This window comes from Amycolatopsis sp. 3B14 (assembly GCF_050958625.1).
Classification (GTDB): domain Bacteria; phylum Actinomycetota; class Actinomycetes; order Mycobacteriales; family Pseudonocardiaceae; genus Amycolatopsis_E; species Amycolatopsis_E thermoflava.
Window position 1 is genome coordinate 187,713 of the sequence record NZ_JBHZEN010000023.1, and the last position, 25,839, is coordinate 213,551.

27 protein-coding genes are annotated in these 25,839 nt (G+C 71.9%); 17 read left to right on the forward strand and 10 right to left on the reverse strand.

Annotated features, from left to right (window positions below; all coding sequences use genetic code 11):
* Positions 1-81: 81 nt before the first annotated feature.
* From nac to ACCP09_RS13825, 4 genes are all read left to right on the forward strand, one after another.
* Positions 82-981, forward strand: coding sequence for a nitrogen assimilation transcriptional regulator NAC (nac, locus tag ACCP09_RS13810; protein WP_237336718.1), 900 nt, complete (start codon positions 82-84; stop codon positions 979-981).
* A 103-nt stretch (positions 982-1,084) separates the two neighbouring features.
* Positions 1,085-2,062: a 2-hydroxyacid dehydrogenase gene (locus tag ACCP09_RS13815; protein WP_433746507.1), complete on the forward strand. Its 978-nt coding sequence runs from the start codon at positions 1,085-1,087 to the stop codon at positions 2,060-2,062.
* Positions 2,059-2,829 (forward strand): SDR family oxidoreductase, encoded by a 771-nt coding sequence (locus tag ACCP09_RS13820; RefSeq protein ID WP_433746510.1) that lies wholly within the window; start codon positions 2,059-2,061, stop codon positions 2,827-2,829. Before ACCP09_RS13815 ends, ACCP09_RS13820 begins: the two co-directional genes overlap by 4 nt.
* A gap of 14 nt (positions 2,830-2,843) precedes the next feature.
* Positions 2,844-3,857: an L-idonate 5-dehydrogenase gene (locus ACCP09_RS13825; RefSeq protein WP_433746513.1), complete on the forward strand. Its 1,014-nt coding sequence runs from the start codon at positions 2,844-2,846 to the stop codon at positions 3,855-3,857.
* A 53-nt stretch (positions 3,858-3,910) separates the two neighbouring features.
* Here ACCP09_RS13825 and ACCP09_RS13830 read toward each other — a convergent pair whose 3' ends face one another.
* Both ACCP09_RS13830 and ACCP09_RS13835 read right to left on the reverse strand, forming a co-directional pair.
* Complete coding sequence (locus ACCP09_RS13830) at positions 3,911-4,744, reverse strand: YybH family protein (RefSeq protein WP_433746516.1); 834 nt, start codon at positions 4,742-4,744, stop codon at positions 3,911-3,913.
* A 63-nt stretch (positions 4,745-4,807) separates the two neighbouring features.
* The gene (locus tag ACCP09_RS13835; protein ID WP_433746519.1) at positions 4,808-5,782 is read right to left on the reverse strand and encodes an RNA polymerase subunit sigma-70; all 975 of its coding nucleotides are present in this window, start codon (positions 5,780-5,782) and stop codon (positions 4,808-4,810) included.
* A 166-nt stretch (positions 5,783-5,948) separates the two neighbouring features.
* Between ACCP09_RS13835 and ACCP09_RS13840 the strand changes: the two genes are divergently transcribed.
* Positions 5,949-6,455: a nucleotidyltransferase domain-containing protein gene (locus tag ACCP09_RS13840; protein WP_433746522.1), complete on the forward strand. Its 507-nt coding sequence runs from the start codon at positions 5,949-5,951 to the stop codon at positions 6,453-6,455.
* The gene (locus ACCP09_RS13845; RefSeq protein ID WP_084022498.1) at positions 6,452-6,802 is read left to right on the forward strand and encodes a DUF86 domain-containing protein; all 351 of its coding nucleotides are present in this window, start codon (positions 6,452-6,454) and stop codon (positions 6,800-6,802) included. Before ACCP09_RS13840 ends, ACCP09_RS13845 begins: the two co-directional genes overlap by 4 nt.
* A gap of 216 nt (positions 6,803-7,018) precedes the next feature.
* Here the strand turns inward: ACCP09_RS13845 and ACCP09_RS13850 are convergent, their stop codons facing one another.
* Positions 7,019-7,909 (reverse strand): LysR family transcriptional regulator, encoded by an 891-nt coding sequence (locus ACCP09_RS13850; protein WP_433746526.1) that lies wholly within the window; start codon positions 7,907-7,909, stop codon positions 7,019-7,021.
* A gap of 120 nt (positions 7,910-8,029) precedes the next feature.
* Here ACCP09_RS13850 and ACCP09_RS13855 point away from each other — a divergent pair, with 120 nt between their 5' ends.
* Genes ACCP09_RS13855 through ACCP09_RS13865 form a run of 3 tightly spaced genes read left to right on the forward strand, consistent with a single transcriptional unit; the run spans position 8,030 to position 11,219 of the window.
* A complete protein-coding gene (locus ACCP09_RS13855) occupies positions 8,030-9,490 on the forward strand; it encodes an amidohydrolase family protein (protein ID WP_433746529.1) in 1,461 nt (486 codons plus the stop codon).
* Positions 9,487-10,446 (forward strand): fumarylacetoacetate hydrolase family protein, encoded by a 960-nt coding sequence (locus ACCP09_RS13860; protein WP_433746532.1) that lies wholly within the window; start codon positions 9,487-9,489, stop codon positions 10,444-10,446. The genes ACCP09_RS13855 and ACCP09_RS13860 overlap by 4 nt, the downstream gene beginning before the upstream one ends.
* Positions 10,446-11,219, forward strand: a complete 774-nt coding sequence (locus ACCP09_RS13865; protein WP_433746535.1) for a cyclase family protein — start codon at positions 10,446-10,448, stop codon at positions 11,217-11,219. The genes ACCP09_RS13860 and ACCP09_RS13865 overlap by 1 nt, the downstream gene beginning before the upstream one ends.
* Positions 11,220-11,304: 85 nt before the next feature.
* On the opposite strand, the gene ACCP09_RS13870 is transcribed toward ACCP09_RS13865, so the two are convergent.
* The 3 genes from ACCP09_RS13870 to ACCP09_RS13880 are packed head-to-tail and all read right to left on the reverse strand — an operon-like array spanning position 11,305 to position 14,074.
* A complete protein-coding gene (locus tag ACCP09_RS13870; protein ID WP_433746538.1) occupies positions 11,305-12,225 on the reverse strand; it encodes an alpha/beta hydrolase in 921 nt (306 codons plus the stop codon).
* 33 nt (positions 12,226-12,258) lie between these two features.
* Positions 12,259-13,233 carry a helix-turn-helix domain-containing protein gene (locus ACCP09_RS13875; RefSeq protein WP_433746541.1) on the reverse strand — a complete coding sequence of 325 codons (975 nt, stop codon included), beginning with the start codon at positions 13,231-13,233 and terminating at the stop codon, positions 12,259-12,261.
* The gene (locus tag ACCP09_RS13880; RefSeq protein WP_433746544.1) at positions 13,226-14,074 is read right to left on the reverse strand and encodes a mycofactocin-coupled SDR family oxidoreductase; all 849 of its coding nucleotides are present in this window, start codon (positions 14,072-14,074) and stop codon (positions 13,226-13,228) included. Before ACCP09_RS13880 ends, ACCP09_RS13875 begins: the two co-directional genes overlap by 8 nt.
* A 117-nt stretch (positions 14,075-14,191) precedes the next feature.
* On the opposite strand from ACCP09_RS13880, the gene ACCP09_RS13885 reads away from it, so the two are divergent.
* Positions 14,192-15,394, forward strand: a complete 1,203-nt coding sequence (locus ACCP09_RS13885; RefSeq protein ID WP_433746547.1) for a PucR family transcriptional regulator — start codon at positions 14,192-14,194, stop codon at positions 15,392-15,394.
* On the opposite strand, the gene ACCP09_RS13890 is transcribed toward ACCP09_RS13885, so the two are convergent.
* Complete coding sequence (locus ACCP09_RS13890; RefSeq protein WP_433746550.1) at positions 15,387-16,331, reverse strand: aldo/keto reductase; 945 nt, start codon at positions 16,329-16,331, stop codon at positions 15,387-15,389. The genes ACCP09_RS13885 and ACCP09_RS13890 overlap by 8 nt on opposite strands.
* Before the next feature lie 95 nt (positions 16,332-16,426).
* On the opposite strand from ACCP09_RS13890, the gene ACCP09_RS13895 reads away from it, so the two are divergent.
* The gene (locus ACCP09_RS13895) at positions 16,427-16,990 is read left to right on the forward strand and encodes a TetR/AcrR family transcriptional regulator (protein WP_123686361.1); all 564 of its coding nucleotides are present in this window, start codon (positions 16,427-16,429) and stop codon (positions 16,988-16,990) included.
* Positions 16,991-17,140: 150 nt separating this feature from the next.
* Here ACCP09_RS13895 and ACCP09_RS13900 read toward each other — a convergent pair whose 3' ends face one another.
* Positions 17,141-17,857: an SDR family NAD(P)-dependent oxidoreductase gene (locus tag ACCP09_RS13900; RefSeq protein WP_433746552.1), complete on the reverse strand. Its 717-nt coding sequence runs from the start codon at positions 17,855-17,857 to the stop codon at positions 17,141-17,143.
* 111 nt (positions 17,858-17,968) lie between these two features.
* On the opposite strand from ACCP09_RS13900, the gene ACCP09_RS13905 reads away from it, so the two are divergent.
* Genes ACCP09_RS13905 through ACCP09_RS13915 form a run of 3 tightly spaced genes read left to right on the forward strand, consistent with a single transcriptional unit; the run spans position 17,969 to position 20,929 of the window.
* Positions 17,969-18,763 (forward strand): alpha/beta fold hydrolase, encoded by a 795-nt coding sequence (locus tag ACCP09_RS13905; protein WP_433746555.1) that lies wholly within the window; start codon positions 17,969-17,971, stop codon positions 18,761-18,763.
* A 28-nt stretch (positions 18,764-18,791) separates the two neighbouring features.
* Positions 18,792-20,144 (forward strand): MFS transporter, encoded by a 1,353-nt coding sequence (locus tag ACCP09_RS13910; protein ID WP_433746558.1) that lies wholly within the window; start codon positions 18,792-18,794, stop codon positions 20,142-20,144.
* Complete coding sequence (locus tag ACCP09_RS13915; RefSeq protein ID WP_433746561.1) at positions 20,141-20,929, forward strand: class II aldolase/adducin family protein; 789 nt, start codon at positions 20,141-20,143, stop codon at positions 20,927-20,929. The genes ACCP09_RS13910 and ACCP09_RS13915 overlap by 4 nt, the downstream gene beginning before the upstream one ends.
* 49 nt (positions 20,930-20,978) lie before the next feature.
* Here the strand turns inward: ACCP09_RS13915 and ACCP09_RS13920 are convergent, their stop codons facing one another.
* Positions 20,979-22,049, reverse strand: coding sequence for an iron-containing alcohol dehydrogenase family protein (locus ACCP09_RS13920; protein WP_433746563.1), 1,071 nt, complete (start codon positions 22,047-22,049; stop codon positions 20,979-20,981).
* Between the two features lie 4 nt (positions 22,050-22,053).
* Positions 22,054-22,551: a MarR family winged helix-turn-helix transcriptional regulator gene (locus ACCP09_RS13925; protein ID WP_148085750.1), complete on the reverse strand. Its 498-nt coding sequence runs from the start codon at positions 22,549-22,551 to the stop codon at positions 22,054-22,056.
* 225 nt (positions 22,552-22,776) lie between these two features.
* Between ACCP09_RS13925 and ACCP09_RS13930 the strand changes: the two genes are divergently transcribed.
* The 3 genes from ACCP09_RS13930 to ACCP09_RS13940 are packed head-to-tail and all read left to right on the forward strand — an operon-like array spanning position 22,777 to position 25,834.
* On the forward strand, positions 22,777-24,315 hold the full coding sequence (locus tag ACCP09_RS13930; RefSeq protein ID WP_433746567.1) for a class I adenylate-forming enzyme family protein: 1,539 nt from the start codon (positions 22,777-22,779) through the stop codon (positions 24,313-24,315).
* Positions 24,312-25,100: an enoyl-CoA hydratase/isomerase family protein gene (locus ACCP09_RS13935; protein ID WP_433746570.1), complete on the forward strand. Its 789-nt coding sequence runs from the start codon at positions 24,312-24,314 to the stop codon at positions 25,098-25,100. The genes ACCP09_RS13930 and ACCP09_RS13935 overlap by 4 nt, the downstream gene beginning before the upstream one ends.
* The gene (locus ACCP09_RS13940) at positions 25,097-25,834 is read left to right on the forward strand and encodes an SDR family NAD(P)-dependent oxidoreductase (protein ID WP_433746573.1); all 738 of its coding nucleotides are present in this window, start codon (positions 25,097-25,099) and stop codon (positions 25,832-25,834) included. Before ACCP09_RS13935 ends, ACCP09_RS13940 begins: the two co-directional genes overlap by 4 nt.
* The last annotated feature ends 5 nt before the right edge of the window (positions 25,835-25,839 follow it).

A 25,839-nucleotide genomic window follows, 5' to 3' on the forward strand; every position in this document is an offset into this window, starting at 1 on the left:
GATCCGTTATGGCAGCGGATCCCGGGCCGGCGGCGGTGGTGGCGTTACGATGGGTCACCATTCGACCGGGAAGGGGTACGCATGGACACCCGGCGTCTGTACTCGTTCGTCAAGATCGTCGACGCCGGCAGCATCACCCGCGCCGCCGACATCCTGCGCATCGCGCAGCCCGCGCTGAGCCAGCACGTGTCCATGTTGGAGCGGGACTTCAAGCAGCAGTTGCTGATCCGCAGCAAGCGTGGTGTCGCCCCGACCGAGGCCGGCCGGGCGCTGTACCGGCACGCGCAGCTGATCCTGCGCCAGGTCGAACAGGCCCAGGCCGCCGTCAGCGTCTCCGGCCGCGCCCCGGCGGGCAGCGTGTCGGTCGGCCTGGCCCCCTACAGCACCGGTGCGGCGCTGGCGCTGCCGCTGCTGCGGGCCGTCCGCGAGCGCTATCCGGACATCGTGCTGCACATCAACGAGAACTTCGGCGGCGTGATCAGCGAGGCGATCATGACCGGGCGGATGGACATGGCCTTCATCTACGACGCCGGGCCGATCCGGGGTGTGCAGTTCGAGCCGATGCGCACCGAGGAGCTGTTCCTGGTCGCGGGGCCGGGCTGCGCGGTCCCGGGCGGGGACGAGGTCGCGGTCGGCGACCTGGCCGAGGTCGGCCTGCTGCTGCCCAGCCGCATCCACACCATCCGGCGCGTGGTGGAGGCGGCCTTCGCCCGCGCGGAGGTGGAGCCGCGGGTGGTCGGCGAGATCGAGTCGGTGCTCACGCTGGTCAGCGCGGTCGGCGCCGATCTGGGCGCGACGGTCCTGCCGTGGTCGGCGGCGCGCGCGATCCTGGATACCGAGCACCTGGTGGTGCGCCGGATCGTGGATCCGGTGATCGAGGTGAAGCTGTCGCTGTGCACCTCCGATCACCAGCCGTTGTCGGAGGCGGCGCTGGCCGTCCACGACCTCTTCCACGAGCTGATCGCCACTTTCCGGCCATGACCCATTAGCAGATCCGATAACGTCAGCCGGAATCGCTATTTGTGCCGCCGCGGAATCGCTCGATAACGTCGTGCGAACAGTTTGTTGTCGCGAGGAGTGCGGTATGAAACAGCGTGTCCTGAGCACCCGCGGACACCTGCCCGGAACGGGGCTGGAGCGCCTGGCCGGGCGGGTCGAGCTCGTGCGCGGGCCGGGCGACAAGCCGGGGGCCGGCGAGCTGGCGGACCTCGCGCGCGGCGTCGACGGCATCCTGTGCCTGGGCAACGACCGGATCGACGCCGCGCTGCTGGACGCCGCCGGCCCCGGGCTGAAGGTGGTGAGCCTGGCCAGCATGGGTTTCGACGCCGTCGACCAGCGTGCCGCTGCCGTTCGCGGCGTCGTGGTGACCCACACCCCGGGGGTGCTCGCCGAGACCACCGCGGACCTGGCGTGGGCCCTGATCCTGATGGCCCGCCGCCGTCTCGGCGCGGCCCGCGACCGGCTGCACGCCGGCGACTGGACCGTCTTCCGGATGGACGACTTCCTCGGGCTGGACGTGCACGGCGCCACCCTCGGCCTGGTCGGCTACGGCCAGATCGGCCGCGCGGTCGCCCGCCGTGCCGCCGGTTTCGGCATGCGCGTGCTGCACCACGACCCGTTCAGCACCGCAGGCGACGAGCTGTCACAGCAGGTGGACCTGCCCACCCTGCTGGCCGAATCCGACATCGTGTCGCTGCACGTGCCGCTGACCGAGGCGACCCACCACCTCATCGGCCCGGCCGAGCTGGGCAGCATGAAGACCACCGCGACCTTGATCAACACCTCGCGGGGTGGTGTCGTGGACGAGGCCGCGCTGCTGCACGCCCTGCGCGAGGGCGTCATCCACTCCGCCGGGCTGGATGTGTTCGAACACGAGCCGCGCGGGGCGGACGTCGCCGACCTGGTCGCGCAGTCGAAGCTGGTGGCTCTCCCGCACGTCGGGTCCGCCACCGAGGCGACCCGCGCGGCGATGGTGGACCTGGCTGTCGACAACCTCCTCGACGTCCTGTCCGGCCGGCCGGCGCGCACCCCGATCCCCGGCGCCGTGGCGGTGGCGCGGTGAGCCACCCGCTGTTCGACATCCGCGGCCGCGTCGCCCTGGTCACCGGGTCCAGCCGCGGCATCGGGCGCGCGCTGGCCCAGGGGCTGGCGGAAGCGGGGTGCGTGGTCGTCCTCAATGGACGTGACCGGGCCGCGCTCGACCGGACCCGTGCCGAGCTGGCCGAGCGCACCGGGGCCACGGTGCATGCGCAGGCGTTCGACGTCACCGATCCCGGCGCGGTCGCCGAGGCGATCCCGCGCCTGGAGGAGCTCGCGGGTCCCGTGGACATCCTGGTCAACAACGCCGGGATGCAGCACCGGGCGCCGTTCACCGAGTTCCTGACCGAGGACTGGCATCGCCTGCTGGAAACCAACCTCACCAGTGCTTTTCTCGTCGGCCGCGAGGTCGCGCGGCGGATGACCGCCCGCGGCTCGGGCAAGATCGTCAATATCTGCTCGGTGCAGAGCGAGGTGGTCCGCCCCGGCATCGCGCCCTACTCGGCGACCAAGGGCGGGCTGAAGATGCTCACCAAGGGCATGTGTGCCGACCTCGGCCCGGCCGGGATCCAGGTCAACGGGCTCGCCCCGGGCTACTTTGACACCGAGCTCACCGCCGCGCTCGTCGCGGACGAGGATTTCAGCGCCTGGGTGCGCGGCCGCACCCCCGCCGGACGGTGGGGCCAGGTGGGTGACCTCGTCGGCGCGCTGATCTTCCTGTGCTCGCCGGCGTCGGATTTCGTCAACGGCCAACTGCTCTACGTCGACGGCGGCATGACCTCCGTCCTGTGAAGCGAGGAGAACCCATGCTTGCGTGTGTCGTGCACGGCGCCGGGGACCTTCGGGTCGAGAACCGTGCGCCGGTGGAACCGGGCGAGGGCGAGATCGCCGTGGAGGTCTCCTTCGGCGGCATCTGCGGATCGGACCTGCACTACTACCACCGCGGCGCGGTCGGCGACTTCCACGTGCGGGAACCGCTGGTGCTCGGTCACGAGGTCGTCGGGCACGTCGCGGCCCTCGGCTCCGATGTGGACGGTCCGGGGGTCGGTACGCCGGTGGCCGTCCACCCGGCCACACCCTGCGACGACTGTCCGGAATGCGCCGGGGACCACCGGAACGTCTGCGCCGACACACGCTACCTCGGCAGCGCGGCCCGGTTGCCCCACGTGCACGGTGGGTTCGCGCAGCGCATCACGGTGCCGGCGGGACAGGTGCGCGCGCTTCCGCCCGGGCTCGAACTCGAACGGGCTGTGCTCGCGGAACCGTTGTCGGTGGCGCTGCACGCGGTGCGCCGGGCCGGTGACGTCACCGGCCGGCGCGTCCTGGTCACCGGTGCCGGGCCGATCGGTTGCCTCCTGGTGGCCGCGCTGCGCCGGGCCGGCGCGGCCGAGGTCGTGGTCAGCGACCTGCTGGACGCCCCACTCGCTCTGGCGTCGAAGGTCGGCGCCACCTCGGTGGTGCGGGCGGACGACCCGGCGGGGCCGGGGGAGGCGGACATCGCCATCGAGGCTTCCGGGTCCCCGGCCGGGCTGCGCACCTGTCTGGAACGGGTGCGCCGCGCCGGCCGGGTCGTCCTGCTCGGACTGCTGCCGCCCGGTGAGGTCGGATTCCTCGGCAACGTGGTCGTCACGCGAGAACTGACCCTCGCCGGAGCGTTCCGGTTCGACCGCGAATTCGACGAGGCGCTCACCCTGCTCGCCGACGGCCTCCCGGTTGATCCGGTCGTCACCCACACGTTCCCGCTTGAGCGGGCCACGGAGGCGTTCGGCGTGGCCGGCAACCGTGCGGTCGCGTCGAAGGTCCTGCTCGACCTGAGCTGATCAGCCAAAGGGGGCCCTTGCCGCCGGCTCGAAACGGTGGCTGTGCCCGGCCGTCACGGATGGAGGTCGGTGGCGGCGGCGCCGGATTCGGGGTCGTAGGGGAACGAGAGGTGCTGGTGGATCAGCTGCCATTCGCCGTCGCGTCGCTGGAACACCCGGGTGCCGCGGGACCAGCTTTCGGTGGTCGTGCCGTCGGTGTCTTCGGCGATCATCCGGTTGAGTCCCCAGGCCACGGCGAGGTCACCGCGGACCAGGACGGTCATGTCGGGCACCTCCCACCGGACCACCGCGTCCGACCAGTCGAGCCCCCGCCGGCACACCTCCCGCACGGCGTCCCGGCCGAGGTGCTGCAGGGGCGTGTCGTGCTCGTAGGAGACGACGTCCTTGGCGATGGGGGCCATCAGCCCGTCGAGATCCTTGCGGGTGGTGGCCGCGAACCACCGTTCGTGCAGGGCCCGCACCTCGGCTTCCGCGTCCGTGCCGTCGTCCTGGTCGGCATGGGGGAACGAGTGGTGTTCGTGCGCCACGGTCCAGCGGCCGTTCTCCTTCCGCAGGCCCAGGGTGAGCCGCAGGCGCCGGGCGGGATGCCGGGCGAGCTCGTCCGGGGTGCCGCAGCGCAGCAGGGCGTGGGCGAACGCGACGTCCGCACCGGCGGTGATCTCCACGGACTCGAGGTCGAACACCGCGCCCTGGGCCTGCCAGGAGAAGAAGGCAGGCCAGGTGTCCCGGTAGGCGTCGAGGCCCCGCACTCCCGTGTCCGGGGGCGGCACGTCGAACATCACGATGTCGCCGGCGTGGCCGGCGAGCACTCCCTCGAGGTCGCCCCTGTGCACGGCGCCTGCCCAGTGCTCGATCAGGGTCCGGATCTGCTGCTCGTCCGTGGTCATCGCGATACCTCACATCGGTCTCGGCGGAACTGTCACCACTGACACCCGCGCCGGGGCCGAAACTCATCGCGTGATCGTGGGCGGCAGGCCGAAGCGGGCGAAATCCGCGGTCAGGAACGACACGACTTCGGCGATCCGGTCACCGCGCAGCGCCAGCACGTCCAGGCCGGCGGGCAGGTAGGCGGCGCCGTTCCACAGGTAGGTGCCGAAGGCGACCTGCCCGTTGGCGTGTGCGGGCACGAACCGCCACCGCCCGGTGAGGGGCCCCTCGGCCAGGAACGCCCGGATCGCGTCCCGGCCCTGGAACCACAGCGGTTCGGGTGGCATCGAGTAGCGGGCGTCCTCGGCTAGCATCTCCACGATCGCGTCGACGTCACCCCGTTCCCAGGCGGACGCGTACCGGCGCGCCAGGTCACGCACCCGGTCGCCGCCCAGCGTGCGCAACACCGTCTGCTGGCCGGCACCGGCGCGGAGCGGTTCGAGGGTGGCGCGGGCCCGCTGAAGGGAGCTGTTCACCGACGCCACCGTGGTCTCCAGCAGCGCCGCGACCTCCCGGGCGGAGAACCCGAGCACCTCCCGCAGGATCAGCACGGCTCGCTGACGGGGGAGCAGGTGCTGCAGCGCGGCGACGAAGGCCAGCTCGATGCTCCCCCGCGCCACCGAGCGTGCGGCCGGGTCCAGCAGCGAGTCCGGGTAGGGCTCCAGCCAGGCCACCTCGGCCGGCTGTGTGCCGTCCGCGAGCCCGGCCGGCAGCTCCCGGCGGCGACGTCGCTCCAGCAGGGTCAAGCACCGGTTCGTCGCGATCTTGTAGAGCCAGGGGCGGATCGAGTCTCGGGGTTCCAAGCCGTCCAGCCCGCGCCAGGTCCGCACGAGCACTTCCTGGACCGCGTCCTCGGCGTCGTCGAGGGAGCCCAGCATCCGGTAGCAGTGCGCCCGCAACTCGGCCCGGAACGGCCCGACGAGCCGCTCGAAGGCCGTCGCGTCGCCTTCCCGCGCGGCCTTCAGCAGCAACGCCAGACCCTCGCCGTCCCCCGACATCCACCCTCCCGCGCCAGAACCGGACGAACCGCCCACATCCTCCGTCATGGTGCCACGGCGCAGCGGTGGTCCGGCGCGGGCCGCCGAGCCGGACCACCCGTGGCCGCGACTCTGTTACGGGTGCAGTTCGCGCAAGACCCAATCGCCGGGGTATAGCATGTGCTATATGGAGCACGGGGATGAGCTGGCCGTGTCGTTGGCCCAGGTGGCGGCGGAGGTGGACCGGATGCGCGCTACGGCCAGCGCCTCCCTCCGCGAGGCCGTCGGGAAGGCGGCCGACCAGGGGATGACGCAGAAGCAGATCGCCCAGGCCATCGGGCGGAGCCAGCCGGAGGTCTCGCGGTTGATCAGGGCTTATCGCGCCACGCGGTTCCACCCCACCTCGCCGGCCGGGCGGGTTTTGGCCCGGCACCGGAGCAAGGTTCTGGCGCTCGCGCACGCCCACAAGGCGAGGAACGTTCGCGTCTTCGGCAGCGTCGCACGTGGGGAAGATGATGAGGGCAGCGACATCGATCTGCTGGTCGATCTCGACCCGGGTGCTGATCTGGTCGACCTCGCCGCCCTGGATATCGAGCTGGAGCGGTTGCTCGGCTACCCGGTCGACATCGTGCCCGCCCGGATGCTCAAACGCGATATCAAGTCGTCGGCGCTCGCGGAGGCTGTCGAGCTGTGACGAGACGCCGTCGCAAGGATTCTCAACACCTCGCTGATGCACGGGAACACCTGCGCGTGTTGCAGGAGCATCTCGCGCGTGGTTCGCTGGCGGACACCCTGATCAGGGACGCCGTGAGCCACCGGCTCGAGGTCGCCGTCGATGCTGTCGGCAAGGTGAGTCCGAGCCTGCTGGAGGCCGAAGCGCCGGAGGATTGGCCAAGAATCGTGGGCATGCGGAACATGCTCGCGCACCAGTACGCCGACCTCGATCAGGAGATCCTTCAGAACACGATCGACAACCGGCTGCCTGATCTCATCCGGCTCGTCGACCGTCTCCATGAACTGGCGGTATCCCGCGAGCAGTAGGGGCACGACGAGATCGCCCTCGACGGGAAACACGAAAGTTAAATCAAGCGGTCTCGCGGCTGAAGGAGCCCGCAGCGTGACCGCCAGGCCCGCTCCTCCGGCGCCGGCCTGGCTTGAGGCGGCCCTGGTCAGGGGCCGCGGCCGCTTGCTGACGTGTTCGCGCCGCGTCCGTGGCGCCTCTGTCCAGAGTGGAATTTCGATTCCGCACGCTGTGCCTCAGGATTCCACGGCATCCTCCGCCTGCGCGGCGACGAGCGAGTCGGCAGCGGGACTCGCCAGTGTCGCGGCGCGGAATGCGGCCACGGTGTCCCTGCGGTCGTTTCGCCGGCTGGCGATGGCCACGACGGGGTCGGGTCCTTCGAGTGGCAGGTAGCGCACCCCGGGGTGGGGGAAGAAGCGGGTCGCGGGTTCGCCGTGGAAACCGATCCGGCCCGTGGTGGCGACCGCGGTCGCGACGTGGGCGGGGGAGCGGACCTCCACGTCGCGCCTGGTGGGTGCGCCGCCCCAGTCCGCCAGTCCCGGCTGGCCGACCAGCTTCACGCGGGGCACGTCGGCGATGTCGGCCACGCTGAGGTGCCCGGCGCCGGCGAGTTCCGATTCGGCCGGTACGACCGCGCAGCGTGCGGTGTTCATCACCGGCTCGACGAGGAGGTCGTCGGCTCCGCCGACGTCGTGCAGGACCGCGACGTCGACCTCCCCGGTGCGCACGGCGTCGTACTGCGTCGTCCAGTCCAGCTCCCGGTAGGACAGTTCGAGTTCCGGGTGGTGCGTGGCCAGCAGGGTGCGCGTGGCGGCCCACCGGTCGGCCAGGCCGAACCCGAGCACCCCGACGCGCAGGACCGGCTCGGCGTGATCGCCTTCGGCGGTGCGCATGAGCTCGTCCATCTCCGCCAGCACCCGGCGCGCACGGGGCAGGAACCGTTCCCCCGCCGGGGTGAGTGCGACGCGGCGGCTCGTGCGCTCGAACAGCTTCACGCCGAGCTCGCGCTCCAGCTCCTGGATCCGCCGCCCGAACGGTTGCGCCGCGATGTAGTGGGCCCGCGCGGCGCGGCCGAAGTGCAGTTCCTCGGCCAAGGTGAGGGCGTACCGCAACGACCGGACGTCCATGTCCCAGCACCTCTTCCAGGTCGACGCGACCCGCTCGCCGGGATCACAACCGATTCGGCACATGTTCCGGCGCGCCGGGCCAGCCATGCTGCTGCCAAGCAACGACGCTCGGAGGACATTATGAGCTCACATCGCACCCTCGTCCGCAACGGTCACGTCCTCACGATGGATCCCGCGCTCGGGGATTTCCCGGCGGGCGACGTGCTGATCGAGGACGGCGCGATCGTGGCCGTCGGGCCCTCGCTGCCGGTGACCGACGCCGAGATCCTGGACGCGACCGGGCATCTGGTGCTGCCGGGCCTGATCGACACGCACCGGCACACCTGGCAGTCCCTGGTCCGCGGCATCTGCGGTGACTGGACTCTCGCCGACTACTACTTCGGCATCCGGCTCGGCGTGTCACCCGCCTACACACCGGACGACGTCCGGCTCGGCAACTTCTACGGCGGGATCGACGCGCTCAACGCCGGCGTCACCACACTGCTGGACTTCTCGCACTGCAACAACACCCCCGACCACTCCGACGGTGCGGTGCGCGGGCTTCAGGAGGCCGGGATCCGCGCGGCGTTCTGCTACGGGTTCTTCGAGAGCTCGCCGGAGGCGAGCCGGTTCGGCGAGCACCAGGCGCGGGTCGCCGACTTCCACCGCATCGCCGACACCTATTTCGCGTCGGACGGCTTGCTCACCCTCGGCGTGTCGCTGTCGGAGATCTTCGGGCTGCCGTGGGAACACACGGTCGCCGAACTCGCCGCGGCCCGGGAGCGCGGGGCGCTGCTGGTCAACCACGCCGGTTGCGTGTTCGGCAGTGTGCTGGCCACCGGGATCACTGAGATGGAGGCTCTCGGGCTGCTCGGGCCGGACATGGTCCACGTGCACTGCTGCAGCTTCGGCGACGCCGAGTGGGAGGCGATCGCCCGCACCGGCGGGAAGGTGTCGATCTCGGTGGAGACCGAGCTGAACATGGGTTTCGGCCGTCCCGTCTTCGACCGCTGCCGCCGGCACGGAGTGCGGCCGACCTTGTCCGCCGACGTCGTCTCGCTCAACAGCGGCGACCTGTGGCACGAGCTGCGCTACGGCCTCGGCTTCGCCCGCGCGGAGGCCGACCTGCCGGTCAACACGGCGGGCTCGATGCCCGGCTCCGTCACCTACACGGCGCGGGAGGCGCTGAACTGGAGCACCGTCAACGCCGCGGAGGCGCTCGGACTCGGCGACAAGATCGGCTCGCTGACGCCGGGCAAGCGGGCCGACCTGATGCTGGTCGGCGGACCGGCGCTCGAGCAGCACCCGCGCGTGGACCCCTACGCGACGCTCGTCTTCCAGACCACGGCGGCCGACGTGCGCACGGTGCTCGTGGACGGCCAGGTCGTCAAGCGCGACGGTGTGCTGGAGGTGGTCGATCTGGCCGCGGTCACCGCGCAGGCCGACGCCGCGGCCGACCGGATCCTCGGCAGGCTCCGCGACGCCGGACGCGCTCTCCCCGGCACACCGGAAGGGGCGTGGGCCGCGGTCGAGCCGATGGCCCGCGAGTTCCACGAGCAGGCGGTGCGGGAAGCGAAGAACAAGGGAGGACGGCACCTGTGAAATGGGTGACCTACGAGGCCGGCGCCGGTGCGCGCACCGGTGTGCTCGACGGGGACACGGTTCGCGGGCTTCGCGCCGGCATCGACCTGCTGACGCTCGTCCAGAGCGGCGCCGAGGCGCTGGCCGAGGCGGGGGAGACCGCCCGTCGTGCCCCGGAGGAGGTCCGTCCGCTCGACGATGTCCGGTTGCTCGCGCCGCTGCCGCGCCCGCCGTCGGTGCGCGACGGGTTGTGTTTCCTGGACCACCTGCGCGGCTGTTACCGCGCGCTCGGGCGCAGTGCGGAACTGCACCCGGCCTGGTCCGAGGCGCCGGCGTTCTACTTCGGCAACGCCGCCTCGGTCGTCGGGCCGCACGACCCGGTGCCGGTCGCGCCCGGCTCCCGCATGTTCGACCTGGAGCTCGAGGTGGGTGTGGTGATCGGGCGCGGCGGCCGGGATCTGCACCCGGCCGCCGCGGAGAACCACATCCTGGGGTACACGCTGTTCAACGACTGGACCGCCCGTGATCACCAGCTGCACGACCTGGCGACCGGCATCGGCATGGGCAAGAGCAAGGACAGCGCCCTCACGCTCGGGCCCGCGCTGGTCACCGTGGACGAACTGGCGGAGTACCGCGTGGACGGACGGCTCGCCATCGAGCTGCGGGCCACGGTCAACGACCAGGAGATCACCCGCGGCCGCCTCGACCAGATGGACTGGACGTTCGGCGAGCTGCTCGCCTACATCTCCCGCGGCGTTGATCTCGCGCCGGGGGACGTGATCGGTTCGGGCACCGTGCCCGGCGGCTGCCTGCTCGAGCACGTCAACACCCCGGACCTGACCGAATTCACCGGCTGGCTGCGGCCCGGCGACGTCGTGTCCCTGCACGGGCAGGGACTCGGCTCGACCCGGCAGACCGTCGTCGAGGGGACCGGCGTCATTCCGCTGCGGCCGCGCTCGCCGAAAGGACAAGCTTGATGCGCGAACTCATCGACATTTCCGCGCCCCTGCGGGCCGGAATCGCTTCCGACCCTCCCGGGCTCACGCCGGAGATCGAGTACCAGTCGCACGCCCAGACTGCCCAGGATCTCCTGGCGTTCTTTCCCGGCGCGACCGTCGACGACCTCCCCGACGGCGAGGGCTGGGCATCCGAATGGGTGCGGCTGACCACCCACAACGGCACACATCTCGACGCGCCCTACCACTATTCGGCCACCATGAATGGCGGCGAGCGCGCGATGACCATCGACGAGGTTCCCCTGGAGTGGTGCCTGCAACCGGCGGTGAAGCTCGATTTCCGCCACTTCCCCGACGGTTACGTGGCGACCGCGGCCGACGTCGAGGCCGAGCTCAAGCGCATCGGGCACGAGCTCTCGCCCCTGGAGATCGTCGTGGTCAACACGAGCGCCGGTGAGCGCTACGGGCAGGACGACTACGTGTCCTCCGGCTGCGGCATGGGCCGGGACGCGACCCTGTACCTGCTCGAACGGGGCGTGCGGCTCACCGGGACAGACGCGTGGAGCTGGGACGCCCCCTTCATGCACACCGCCGCCCGGTACGCCGCCGAGCAGGACCCCTCGATCATCTGGGAGGGACACCGGGCAGGCCGGGAGATCGGCTATTGCCACCTCGAGAAACTGCACGACCTCGAAACGTTGCCCGCCACGGGGTTCGAGATCTCGTGCTTCCCGGTCAAGATCCACGCCGCCTCCGCCGGCTGGACCCGCGCGGTGGCGATCTTCGACTCCTGAGCTGCTCACCCGGTTCGCCAGGGGCGTGCGCCCGGCGAAGGTCTGGACTCGCGCCCCGCGGGTGCTCGGCGGGGCGCGAGTCCGGTCACACGCGCTTGTCCAGCAGGTGTTCGACGAACCAGTCCCGGGCCGGCGGCGCCGAGCACTCGAACCCGGGCCCGTGGTAGGCGTCGAAGTGGCCGCCCGGGATCAGGACCAGCTTCTTCGGGTGCAGGGCCTCCTCGTAGACCTGCGTGGCCAGCTGCCCGTCGGCCAGGCGGTCGAGCGGGGCGACGATCATGAGCAGCGGCGTCGGCGCGATCAGCGGCGCCCAGCGGCCTGGCTCGTACCCGCGCAGGAACTCCATCGACAGCAGCGTGACCTCGTTGCGCCACTCCGGCGCCCGCTGCTGCGCGGTGGTCGTGCACCACTCGTAGGCATCCGGGGTCGGCAGGGCGGCCGCACCGGCCGGATCGGTCGTCACCACCGGCAGCATCGACGGCTCCGCACCGGCCAGCCGGGCCCGGCGCTCGGCCGCGAACACCGCGTCCATCTCGGCCCAGCGGTCGATCCGGATCAGCTCCTTGAACGCCATCGACCCCGACACGGGCGGAACCTGGCTCACCACGGCCTTCACCCGGCGGTCGATGCCGGCCACCACGAGGGCGTGCCCGCCGGCGTAGCTGGACCCCCACAGGCCGATCCGCTCGGCGTCCACCTCCGGCCGCGACTGCGCGTAGGTGATGGCGTGCTGCACGAACCGGACCTGCTGCCACGGGTCGATCTCCAACCGGGGGCATCCGGGCACCGCGTCGCTGGCGCCGAAACCGGGGTGGTCGTACACCAGACACGCCAGCCCGGCCGCCTGGAACAACTCGGCGTAGCTGTCCAGGTACATCTCCTTGACGCCGGAGAACCCGTGCTGCAGCACCACACACGGGGCCTCGCCGGTCGCTCCCTCCGCCGGGTAGAACCAGCCGCGCAGGGTAGTGCCCTGCGCGGTGAACTCGATGTCCTCACGTGCCACGAAATCCTCCTCGATCCACAGCGGCTACGCCGATCAGCCTGACCCGGACACGGCGCCGGCCGCCTGCATCTGCCTGCCAGCGACTGGCCCGTTCGTGCCGGCACCGGCCCGGAGGTCGCGCGGGGTGCACCCGTAGCGCGCGCGGAAGGCGCGCGTGAAGTGGCTGGCGTCGGCGAAACCCCAGCGCAGGGCGATGTCGGCGATCGGGTCCGCGCCGGTGGCGAGGTCCCGGCGCGCGCGGGCAAGGCGGCGGTCGCGGACGAACGCCGCCACCGTCGTCCCGGCTTCGGCGAAGACCCGGTACACACTGCGCACCGACATGCCATGCGCGGCCGCGATCGCCGCCGGCGTGACCTCGCCCGACGCCAGGTGCCGTTCGATCCACGCCTCCATCAACGCCAGCGGCGCGGGCGCGGCGTCGGGCCGGGCCGCCGCCGCGAACAGGTCGAGCGCCGCGGACCGGGCGGTGGCCATCTCCGCGGGGCCCAGCCGGGCGAGCGTGCGGGACAGGACATCGAGGTAGCCGGTGAACAGCCGGACCGCGGGCGCCGACCCGTCGAGCACGACTGTCCGGAACAGACGATGCCCGCCGGGCGCGTCGGCGAGCGCGGCGATCGGGACGATGAGGGTCTGCTTCCGCTGCGGCGCGTGCACCTCGAACCGGGCCGGGCGGTCGCTGCGCCACACCACCACGTCGCCCGGCCGCAGGTCGGCGGTGGTGTCGCCGAGCGCGACCGTTTCCCGCCCGCGCCGGACGACCATCACCCCCAGGTACGGGCGTCCGGTGCGGGCGGCGCGGCGCGGCCCCCGGCGGCCGCTGCACGGGTCGCAGACGGTCTCCACGAGGACGACGTCGTCGATGCGCCGCCGCCGGATCGAGGCCCGGAACGACTCCGCCGGCCTGCCGAGCCGCACCGCCATGTCGACGTGCGTCTCGGCGACCAGCTCCTCGAACCGGGTCTCGCGTTCGGCGGCGGGCACCGCGGTCAGGTCGTGGAAGTCAGCCATGCGGGATCTTGAACGGCTGGGTGGCGCCGGCGTCGAGCACCATGGTGGTGCCGGTGACGTGGCGGGACTCGTCGGAGGCCAGGTACAGGACGGCGTTGCTGATGTCGTCCACGTCCAGCCACGGGATCGGCAGCGCGTTGAGCGCCTTCATGCCGACGGCGGCCTGCTCCCGGGTCGCGCCGTCGATGCCGCCGAGGAACAGCTTCCAGGACGCCTCGTTCGCCACCATCGGGGTGTCCACAGTGGCCGGGTGGATGGAGTTGACGCGGATGTGGTGCGGCGCCAGCTCGATCGCGAGCACCCGCATCAGCCCGGTGACGCCGTGTTTGGCGGCGGTGTAGTGGGCCAGGTTGGGGAAGCCGATCAGGCCGGCGATCGAGCTGGTCAGGATGATCGAGCCGCCGCGGCCGCGTTCCACCATGGACGGTGCGGCGGCCCGGACCGTCTTCCACACGCCGGTGAGGTTGATGTCGAGGACGTGGTGCCACATCTGCTCGGTGAGCTCCAAGGCGGACCCGAAGCTCGCGATGCCGGCGTTGGCGCAGACGACGTCGATGCCGCCGAAGCGGGACAGCCCTTCCTCGACGACCCGTTCCAGGGCGGCGAGATCCCGGACGTCGGCCTGCCGCGCCAGCACCCGACCGCCGAGTTCCTCGACGCGCTTGGCGGTTTCGGCCAGGTCCGCGTCGGTCGCCCCGTCGTAGGGCGTGGTGCCGACGCTCTCACACAGGTCGACGGCGATGATGTCCGCGCCTTCCCCGGCCAGACGAAGCGCGTGCGCGCGTCCCTGGCCGCGGGCGGCTCCGGTGATGAAGGCGACTTTGCCTTCGGCTCGCTTCATGGGTGTCCTCCACGGATCGGGGTGACCGTCAGCGTGCCCGCGACGACGCGCGGTGTCTTCGGTCAACCGGTCAACCGCGGGGCGCCCCGTTGACCATCTGGCGGATACGCTGAGGCCATGTCCGCGGCGACCGACGACGCGATCCGCGCGGCCACCAGGCATGTGGCGGCGGCGATGCTGCCCGACCTGACCGGGATCGCCGACGGCACGGTCGCTCACATCGCGGCGGGCATGCCCGAGCTGGCCGAGCGCGACGCGCTGGACCTGGCCCGCGCGACCGCCTTCGCCAACAGCGAGGCGCTGCTGCACGCCCTCGTCCGCGGTGACCAGCCGAAGGACGTGACCACCTCGCCCGAGGTGATGCGCTCGACGCGGTCGATGGTGCAGCACGGGCTCAGCCACGACGCGGTGATGCGCGGCTACCGGCTCGGCATCACCCACTGGTGCACGCGGTGGGGGCGGGCGGTCGAGGAGCATTGTCCCGACGCGGCGCTGGCGGTGCCCGTCGTCAACCACGGCACGACGTTCCTGTTGTCCTGGCTGGAACTGGTCAGCGACCGCCTCAGCGCCGAGTACCGCGACGAGGCCGAGCGGCTGGCCAGGGAGGGTTCGCTGGAACGTGCCGAGTTCGTGCGCCGCGTGCTCGCGGGGGAGACCGACGTCGCGGAGGTCCGGTTGCGGCTGGGGTACGACCTCACCGGCAGCCACGTCGCGCTGGTTTTGAAGAATCCGCGGGAGGGCAAGCGCCAGCCGCTGGAATCGACGGCACGGACGCTGGCCGCCTCACTGACCGCCGCGGCGCCGCTGGTGGTACGGGTGGATGTGGACACCACGTGGTGCTGGGTGCCGACGCGCGACGCCGCCCGGCTGCCGTCGGCAGGCGCGCCGGTGCTGGCCGGGCAGGGGTGGCCCGCGGCGGGGCCGGAGGGGTTCCGGCGCAGCCACCGGCAGGCCCGCGAAGCGCTGCGGGTCGCGCAGCTCGCGGGCCGTCCGGCGGGAACCGTCACCCACTTCGCGGACATCGACGTCGCGGCGCTGTGCAGCACCGATCCCGGCGTCTGCCGCACGTTCGTGGCCGAGACGCTGGGGCCGCTGGCCGCCGGCACCGAGGACGCCCGCCGCCTGCGCACCACGCTCGCGGTGTTCTTCGACGCCGGCGGCAACTTCCGGGCGGCGGGCGCGCGGCTCGGCGTGCACCACAACACCGTGCGGTACCGGGTGGAGCAGGCGGCCGCCCTGCTCGGTCAGGCGCCCGGGGAGCACCGCCTGCGACTCGAACTGGCGCTCCACCTGGCCGACAGGCTCGGGCTGGTCAGCTGACCGCGTCGGATGCCGCGGTCAGCCGCTTGTGCTGCTCGGGGGACAGGTCCAGGGTGGCCGAGGCGAGCAGGGCGTCGAGCTGGCCGACCGCGCTGACGCTGGCGATCGGCGCGACGACCGTGGGCTGGGCGCGCAGCCACGCCAGTGCCACCGTGGCCGGCGCGGCGTCCAATTCGGACGCGACCGCTTCGAGTTCCCGCACCACGGCGAACCCGGCGTCGGTGAGGTAGGCGCCGATCAGCGCGCCACGGGCGGTTCCCGCCGCGTCCGCCGCCGACCGGTACTTGCCGGTGAGAAAGCCCGAGGCCAGACCGTAGTAGGGGACCACGCCGAGGTTGTGGCGCTCGGCCACCGGCCGCAGTTCGCGCTCGAACGCGGTGCGGGTGAGCAGGTTGTAGTGCGGCTGGAGCGACACCGGCGGCGCGGCGCCCAGGGCCGCGGCGACGTCCACCCACTCCTGGACCCGTTCGGCGGAGTAGTTCGACAGCGCCACGTGGCGCACGAGACCGCGCTGGACGAGGCGGTCGAACGCGGCGACCGTCTCCTCCAGCGGCGTGGCCGGGTCGTCGACGTGGGCGTAGTAGACGTCGAGGTGGTCGGTGCGCAGCCGCGTCAGCGACCGTTCGGCGCCCGCGGTGATGTTGTCCGCGCTCAGGCCGGGGTGGGCGGGATGGCCCGACACTTTGGTCGCGATGATCACCCGCTCGCGGTTGCCGCCCGCGGCGAGCCACTCGCCGATCACGCTCTCCGCCTCGCCGCCGCTGTTGCCCGGCGCCCACACCGAGTACACGTCCGCGGTGTCGACAAAGTTGCCGCCGCGGTCGGTGAAGGCGTCCAGGATGCGGTGCGACTCCGCGGTGCTCGCGGTCCACCGGAACGTGTTGGTTCCCAGGGCGAGCGGAAAGACGTCCAGGCCGGACGATCCCAGAACGGGCATGGTGTGCTCCTTGTAGGATGAACTAAACGGGGAACTCCCCGTTACTGCGACAGTAAGCGGGGAGTTCCCCGTTTCGCAACCTGCGAGGGGTGAGGGTGACCGCGAGCACACCGAAGCGGCGTGCCGACGCGCGCGAGAACCGGGACGCCATCCTGGCCGTGGCGCGGCAGGCCCTCGCCGAATCGCCGGAGATCTCCCTGAACGCGATCGCCAAGCGGGCCGGCGTCGGCAACGCGACGCTGTACCGGCATTTCCCGACGCGCGAGGCTCTCGTGCTGGCGGTGTACGGGCGCGACGTGGCGGAGATCCGCGAGGTGGCGACGCGGCTGCTGGCCGAGCGGTTCCCGATGGACGCGCTGCGGGAGTGGATGCGGGAACTCGCCCGGTGCGTGCTGACGCGCCGCGGCCTTGGCGACGCGTTGCGCCTGGCGACGGGCCCGGACCGAGCCCAGCTGGCCGACACCTACCAGGCGATGAGCGACGCGCTGGCCGAACTGCTGGCGGCAAATGAGGCGGCCGGCACCGTGCGGCCGGGTCTGGATCCGGAGATCGTGCTGCTGGCGCTGGGAAGCCTGTGGCAGCTCGACCCGGACGGCGAGTGGGCCGGGCAGGCCGAGGGGATCATCGAGTTGCTGACCGCCGGGCTGGCCGCGCGATGATCGCTGCAGGGTCGCGGCGCGACTTGGCGGGCGCGGTGCGGTGCGCTGATCTCCCGGCGGTATCGCCCGCGAGTGCGGTGGAATCGTGGATCGCCGCCCGTGTATTCACGGCGCCGCCCGGCGGGCGCCGCCCGCAGCGCGCTCAGGGGGTCATGCGCACCGGCCTCCGTCGATCAGGTAGGTCTGGCCGGTGATGTAGGACGCGGCGCCCGACAGCAGGAACGTCACCAGGTCGGCCACCTCCTCCGGCGTGCCGAGCCGGCCCAGTGGCGTACGCGCGGCGGTTTCGGCTCGCATCTGAGGCGTCAGGTCGCCGGCCAGCGGGGTGTCGATCAAACCCGGCGCCACCGCGTTCACCCGGATCCCGTCGCCGGCGTACTCCAGCGCGGCCTGGCGCGTCAACATGCTCACCGCGGCCTTCGAGGCGGTGTACGCGGCGAACCCCGGCCGCGCCCGGACCGCCCCCACCGACGCGGTGTTCACCACCGCGCCCCCGCCGGCGAGCATCAGGGGCAGCGCGGCCCGCAGCACCAGGAACGCGCCGCGCAGGTTGACCGCCAGCACGCGGTCCCACTCGGCCGCCTCGTACTCGTGCACGCGGCGGGCCGGGGCGCCGCTGATGCCGGCGTTGTTGAACAGCACGTCGACCCGTCCGAACCGCTCCCGGCACAGCTCGAACAGGCGCCGGACGTCCCCCTCGTCGCTGACGTCGCACCGCGCGGAAACCCAGTCCGCGCCGAGAATCTCGCTCCGGTCCGCGGCCACCACCGTCGCGCCCTGGTCGTGCAGCCGGCGCGCCACCGCGGCGCCCAGTCCGCTCGCCGCGCCGGTCACCACGCCGATCCTGCCCTCGAACTCACCGCTCACGCGAAGCTCCATTCATCATAGATCAAATGATGTGATCCTTGACAATCTCAGGTGACACTTCCTACCGTTCAGCAGGTCGCTGGTCAACGTCGACCTGGCTGGAGGTCAGAGATGACGCGCTTCGCCCCCGTCGCCACAGGGCCCCGGATCGCCTACCGGGACACCGGGCAGGGGATCCCGCTCGTGCTCGGGCACGGGTTCATGCTGGATTCCGGCCTGTTCGACAAGGTGACCGCGCCGCTGTCCGGCCGGTGCCGCGTCGTCACCTGGGACGCCCGCGGCCACGGACGCACCTCCTACGACGGCGAGCCCTTCACCCTGTGGGACAGCGCCCGCGACCTCCTCGCCCTCCTCGACGCGCTCGGCATCGACCGGGCGGTCGTCGGCGGGCACAGCCAGGGCGGCTTCGTCGCGCTGTCGGCCGCCCTGCTGGCTCCGGAACGCGTGGCCGGCCTCGTGCTCATCGACACCACGCCCGCCGGCCAGGACGGCAGCGCCCTCGGTGAGCTGACCGCGTTCGCCGACGCCTGGCAGGCCGGCGGGCCCACCCCGGAGTTATGCCAGGTCCTCGGCGCGATGGTCTTCGGCGACGGCGACGTCGGACCCTGGATCGAGAAGTGGATGAAGCAGCACCCCGCGGAGTTCGCCACCCCGTTCCGCGCGGTGATGGAGCGAGACGACCTGTCGCCCCGGCTGCGCGAGATCACCGCACCGGCGCTGGTGGTGCACGGCAGCGCGGACTCGGCCATCACGGTGGCCGAGGCGCGGCAGTGGGCGGCGCTCCTGCCGCACGCGGATCCGGTCGTCGAGATCGACGGCGCACCGCACGCCAGCCCGGCCACCCACCCCCGGGAAGTCGCGGCCGCACTCGGCCGCTTCCTGTCCGAGCGCGTGCCCGCGTTCTGACCCCTGCTCTGCGAACGGAAGACAAACCATGACCGAGACCGGCTCGGCGCCCGACCGCACAAAACTGTGGCGCAAGGTCGCCCTCCGCACGTTCCCCCTGCTCGGCGCCGCCTACGTGCTGGGCTACATCGACCGGGTCAACATCGGCTTCGTCGCCGCCCCGATGTCCCGCGACCTCGGCCTGACCAACGTCCAGATCGGACTGACCTCCACGCTGTTCTTCATCGGCTACATCATCGCGACCGTCCCGAGCAACCTGGCGCTGCGGCGCTTCGGCGCGCCGACCTGGATCGGCTGCACGCTGCTGGCCTGGGGCACGGTCACCGCGGTGATGGCGGCCGTCGACTCGGCCGGGGCGCTGTACGTTCTGCGCGTCCTGCTCGGACTCGCCGAAGCCGGCCTGGCTCCCGGCGTCCTGCTCTACATCACCTACTGGTTCCCGGCGAAACAACGCGCCTGGGCCTACCCGGTGTTCGTGTCGGTGATCGCGGTGTCCGGCATCGTCGGCGCGCCGCTGTCTGCCGGGCTGCTCGAATGGGGGCAGCACCTGACGGGCATCGTGGGCTGGCGATCGGTCTTCCTGGTCGAGGGCGTGATCACGGTGGTCGTCGGGATCCTGCTGATGGCCCGCCTGGCCAAGAGCCCGGCCACGGCGAAGTGGCTGTCCACTTCGGAGCGCCAGTACATTCAGGAACAGCTGGACGCCGAGGCGGCGCTCAAGCGGAACAGCGCGGTGCCTGCCCGCATCACCGACGCGCTCAGGAGCGGTCGCGTGTGGGCGCTGGCGTTCGCGTTCTTCGCGCTCACCTTCGGCATCTACGCGTTCAGCTATTTCCTGCCGCAGATGCTGCAGCTGCTCACCAACAAACGCGGCGCGTCCCCGACCGACGTCACCAGCGTGCTGCTGTCGGCCATCCCGTCCGCCTTCGCGTTGCTGGTCATGCTGGTGTGGCCGAAGGTGTTCGCCCGGCGCAGCGCCGTCTTCTCCACGACGCTCCCGTTGTGCGTTGGCACGGCCGGCGTGGTGCTCGCGGCGATGACCGACAACCGCATCGCGTTCCTTGTCGGCACCTGCCTGAGCTTCGCCGGTATCTACACGTCGTTGTCGCAGTTCTGGCGCATTCCGGTGCTGGGCCTGACCGGCGCCGCCGCGGCGGCCGGGATCGCCGTGATCAACTCCTCGGGCAACCTGACCGGCATCGTCAGCCCCCTGCTGACCGGCAGCATCCAGCAGGCCACCGGCAGCTTCCGCTACGCACTGCTTCTCATCGCGCTCGTCATGGTGCTGGGTGTGGTGACCGTGCTGGCCGTCGGGCCCCGGATCGAACGGATGAACACCGAGTCCCCAGCGCAGTCGCAGGAGAGGAAGGAAACAGTATGAGCACGGCCCTGCCGACGTTCGACGACCCCGCCTACCGGGTCCCGGCGCCGCCCGTGGCGGCCTCACCGGAGGAGGAACGCCTCCGCCGCAAGCGCGAACTGGCCGCCACTTTCCGGCTGTTCGGGAAGTTCGGTTTCGGGGAGGGGGTGGGCGGTCACGTCACCGCCCGTGACCCGATCCACCCCACCCGCTTCTGGGTGAACCCGTTCGGTGTGCCGTTCGAGCACATCCGCGTGTCGGATCTGCTGCTGGTCGACGAGAACGGGCGCCTGGTGGAGGGTGAGGGGCTGGTGAACCTGGCCGGCTTCTACATCCACTCGCGCGTGCACGCCGCCCGGCCGGACGTGCAGGCGGTCGCCCACGCGCATTCCCTGCACGGCAAGACGTTCTCCGCGTTCGGCCGGCTGCTCGACCCGATCACCCAGGACTCGCTCGCGTTCTACGACGACCACAGCGTCTACGACGGGTTCGGCGGCCTGGTGTTCGACCCTGAGGAGGGCAACCGCATCGCCAAGGCCCTGGGCGACCACAAGGCCGTCATCCTGCAGAACCACGGCCTGCTCACCGTCGGGCGGACGGTGGCCGAGACCGCGTGGTGGTTCATCTCGATGGAGCGCTCCTGCCAGTCGCAGCTGCTCGCGATGGCCGCCGGTGACCCGATCCTCATCGACGAGGCGGAGGCGCGTCAGGTGTCGAGCGTGACCGGCACGCCAGGGTTCGGGTGGTTCAACTTCCAGCCGCTGCACCAGAAGATCCTCAAGCTGGAACCGGATCTCCTGGACTGACGGGGGAGGGGAGCGGGCCGGGTGCGTGCGCGCGCCCGGCCCGCTGGCGTCACCAGGCCCGCGGTAGCTCGCCGGTCCAGGCGCGGTCGAGGATGCGCAGCAGATCGTCCCGGCCGCCGATCGGACGGGGGTTGCCGGGCACGCCGGATTCCAGGAGCGCGTCGGCGACCAGGGGCAGCTGCGCGCGGTCCACCCCGGCCGCGCACAGGCCCCGCGGCACGCCGAGCCGGTCGAGCACCGCGGTGACGCCGTCGAGCGCGGCCGGGGCGTGCAGCGTCTCGGCGATCAGCGTGTGCCGGTCGGGCACTGCCGGGGCGGTGTAGCTCATCACCGTCCGGCACACCACTCCGTGGGCCACGGCGTGCGGAACTCCGAGGACCGGGGCGAGCACGTGCACGATGGCGTGCGCGGCGGCCATCCGCACGTGGGGGAGGGCGGCGAGCACGGCGGCGGACTGGAACGCGCTCAACGCCCCGTGTCGATCGTCCAGCCGGTCCACCCCGTCGCGGATCAGCGCGAGTGAACGCAGGTAGAACGCGTCCGACTGCGGCGAGCGTCCGGTGCCGGCCAGACCCTCGACGCAGTGGGCCAGCGCGTTGGCGACGGAGACGTGCGTGAGCCGCGATGGCAGCGCCGCCGGCACCCGCGGATCGAGCACGACGACGTCCGGCACGATCCGCTCGTCGCCGATCCCGACCTTGCGGCCCTCGTCGGTCACCCCGGCGCGCGAGGTGACCTCCGCGCCGCCGAACATCGCCGGGATCGCGACCGACCGGCGGCGCGTGGTGCCGAGATCGAGCCACACGGCCGCCTTGACGGTGTCGATCACGCTGGACCCGCCGAGCGCGACGTAGCCGCCCGCCCCGGTCGCGACCGCGAGGTCCCGGAGCTTCCGCACGTCGGCCATCGGCGAATGAGGCGCGACCGTGGCGTGCACGACGTGGTCCCCGGCCCGCTCCCGCGCCATCGCGAACACCGGGCTGCGCGCCATGGACGGGCTGGTCACCAGCACGACCCGGGCCAGGTCCAGTTCGGACAGCAGGCCGGGCAGCGAGTCCAGCGCGGAGGGACCCGAGACGATCCGCCCGGGCGCGGGCGGCGACCAGTCGTAGGCGTCCACGGCGCTATCCGGCGTGGTGCTCGACGACGCGGCGGAGGAGGTCGGCCAGCGTGCGGCGCTCGGCCGGCGACAGCCCGCTCGTCCACGCCCGTTCGCGGTCGTGGTGGCTGCCGAAGGTCTCCAGCACCGTCTCCAGGCCGCGCTTGGTCAGCTCCACCGTCACGATGCGGCGGTCGGTGGAGTCCCGGCGCCGTTCGACGAGCTCGGCGTCCTCCAGCGTGTTGAGCACGCTGGACACGCTCGACCTGGTGACGGCGGCGAGCTGGGCGAGCTGCCGCGGCTCGCTCTCGCCCACGACCCACAACGCGAACAACACGCGGAAGCCCGCGTAGCTCACGCCGCGCGCCCGGTAGACGTTCTGCTCCAGGTCCGCGACGAGCTTGTTCGCCGCGCGCACGAGGTTGAACGTCACGGCGAGCACGTCGAGGTCGACCTCGACGCCGGAGCGCTCGGCGCGCTCGACCATGAGCTCCTCGTACTCCTTGGCGTGGATGTGGTTCACGGACACCCCTGTCGTCGCTCGGGCGCACCGGTCGAGATCTGACCATCAGCACCCACTTCATCCGAGTCCACGCCATCGTACGGGATCGAGCAAATCGAGATCATCAGAATTGAGATGATTTGATCCTTGACGAGTTTGGGGTCGATGGGGGACCGTAGAGGAGTCCGGGCCGCAGCCCGGGCGCCGACCACGTGCAACGGTGCCGGGAAGGAAGTGAATGCTGGCGTGCGCACACTGACCGATGTCACGCGCCGGGGAGCGAGGCGGTTCGCGGACCGGACGGCGGTGTCGACGGGCGGGTCCGCCCTCACCTACGCCGAACTCGACCGCGACGCCGACCGGCTGTCGGCGGCGTTCCGGGAACTGGGCGTCCGGCGCGGCGACCGCGTCGCGATCCTGGCGGAGAACTGCGTCGAACTCGTCGTGGTGGCCTTCGCCGCGATGAAGGCGGGCGCCTGGTTCGTCCCGCTCAACTTCCGGTACGGCCCGGAGGAGCTGTCCTACGTCCTGGCCGACACCACGCCCCGCGTGGTCGTGGCGGGACCGGGTTACGCGGGAGCCCTGGACGCCGCGCTGCCGGCCGAGCGTCCGGCGCTCGTCGTGGTCGACGACGGCGAGGCGGTGACCGGGCGGCTGTCCTATCGCGACCTCCTGGCGGCACACACCGGCGCCGCACTGGAAGACCTCAGCGAACCGGGCGACATCGCCACGGTCCTTTACACCAGCGGCACCACGGGATTCCCCAAGGGCGTGCTCGCCACGCACGACGCGACCGTGCGGCTGCTGCCGGTCTACGCGATCGAAGGCGACCTGGGCGCCGGTGACGTCATGCTGATCTCGATGCCGTTGTTCCACGGCGGCGGGCTGGTGATCCAGCTCCTGCCGGCGCTCGCGCTGGGCGCCACGGTCGTGCTCACCGGCCGCGGGTTCTCCGCCGACGGCGTGCTGGAACTCGTCGAGCGCGAGCGGGTGACCGTGACGCTGTGGTCGCCGACGATGCTCGCGATGATCCTGCGTGACGCCGACGTGACGGCCCACGACACCGGTTCGCTCACGAAGATTTGGTACGGCTCCTCGTCGATCGCGGCGACCACCCTGGAGCGGGCGCGAGAAGCCTTCCCGCAGGCGGGGTTCTACCAGTGGTACGGCACCACCGAAGCCACCACGATCGCGGTGCTCCGCCCCGAGGACCACCGGGATCGCGCCGACCAGACCGGCCGCGAGGTCTACGGGGTCGACGCCCGCATCGTCGATCCGTCGGGCGCCGAAGTGGGGGTGGGGGAGACCGGTGAGGTCGTCGTCAGCGCGGCAGGGACCTGCATGGTCGGCTACCACCACCAGCCCGAGGCGACCGCCGAGGCGATCCGCGACGGGTGGCTGCACACCGGCGACCTCGCGGTGCGCGGCACGGATGGGTACTTCACCATCGTCGACCGCATCAGCGACGTGATCATCTCCGGTGGGGAGAACATCTACCCGCGCGAGGTGGAGGAAGCGCTGCACAGCCACCCCGCGGTCGCCGAGGCTTCGGTGTTCGGCGTGCCCGACGAGGTGTACGGCGAGTCCGTGGCCGCGGCCGTCGTCCTGGTCCCGGGAGCGGAGGCGACCGCCGAGGACCTGGGCGCGCACGTCGCGGAACGGATCGCCCGCTACAAGCGGCCGACGCGGTGGCACCTGGTGGACCAGTTGCCGCGCAACGCCTCCGGCAAGGTGCTCAAACGCGCGCTCCGCGAACAGGTCGCCGCCCGGGCCGAGGTGGTGTGACCGTGCCGGATTTCGACACGCTCCTCGTCGCTGACCGCGGCCAGGTCCGCTGGATCACGCTGAACCGGCCGGAGCGGCGCAACGCGATCTCCCCGCTGATGCTCGACGAACTGGAAGCCGTCCTGAAGGACACAGCCGAGGACAGCGAAGTTCGCGCGGTGGTCGTCACCGGGGCTGGGAGCGCCTTCTGCGCCGGCGCCGACCTCACCGTCGACCCGGCGGACCCGGACGCGCTGCCCGACGTCGACCTCGCCCGCAGTGACGCGGTGTTCGGCCTGCTGGAACGCCAGCCGCAGCCGGTGATCGCCGCGGTCAACGGCACGGCCGCGGCGGGCGGGCTGGAACTGCTGCTCTGCTGTGACATCGTGCTCGCCGCCGCGGGCGCGCGCATCGGCGACCTGCACGCCAACGCCGGGCTCCTGCCCGGCGCGGGCGGGACCTACCGCCTTCCCAGGCGGGTCGGCCGAAATCCCGCGCTGTGGCTGTTGTTCACCGGCGACACGGCACCGGTCGAGGACTTCCAGCGCTGGGGCCTGGTCCATCGCGTCGTGCCGGGGGAGGAGCTGCTCGCCGAGACCGGGCGGCTGGCGGCCGGGCTGACCCGGAAGAGCCCGCTCGGCCTGCGGCGGATGAAGGAACTGGTCCGCGACGGGCTCGAGCAGGACCGGCGGACCGGACTGGCACACGCGCTGGAGGTCGCCCAGGCGCACCAGAAGTCGGCCGACTACGCCGAAGGGGTGCGGGCCTTCGCCGCCCGCCGCGCACCGAGGTTCACCGGGCGATGACGAACCTCGACGGCAAGGTCGCCCTGGTCACCGGCGCCTCCTCCGGGCTGGGTGCGCACACCGCCCGCATCCTCGCCGAGCACGGCGCCACCGTCATCGGCGCCGCCCGCCGCGCGGACCGCGTGCCGCGGCACGGCGACCGGATCGTGCCACTGGAACTGGACATCACCGACCGCGCCGCCGTGCGCGAGGCGATTCCGCGGATCGCCGAGACGACCGGCTGGCCGGACGTCGTGGTGAACAACGCCGGGAGCGGCGCCGTCAAACCCGCCTTGGAACACACCGACGCCGACTGGGACCACGCGCTGGCGGTCAACCTGACCGGGGCCTGGACGGTGTCCACTGTGGTCACCGAGGGCCTGCGGCGGCTCGGGCGGCCGGGGAGCATCGTCAACGTCGCCTCCGCGGCCGGGCTGAATCCGGTGGCCGACACCGCGGCCTACGGCACGAGCAAGGCGGCGTTGATCCACCTGACCCGGCAGCTCGCCCTGGAATGGGCGCCGCTGGGAATCCGGGTCAACGCGATCTGCCCCGGCCACTTCCCGACCGAGCTCAACGCGGAGTTCCTCGCCGACGAGCGCTTCCGGGACCGGGTCACCCGGCGGATCCCGCTGGGCCGCCTCGGCCGGCTCGACGACCTCACCGGGCTGGTGCTGCTGCTGGCCTCCGACGCCTCGGCCTACCTCACCGGGGCCGTCATCCCGCTCGACGGCGGACAGAGTTTGCGTTCCTGACAACG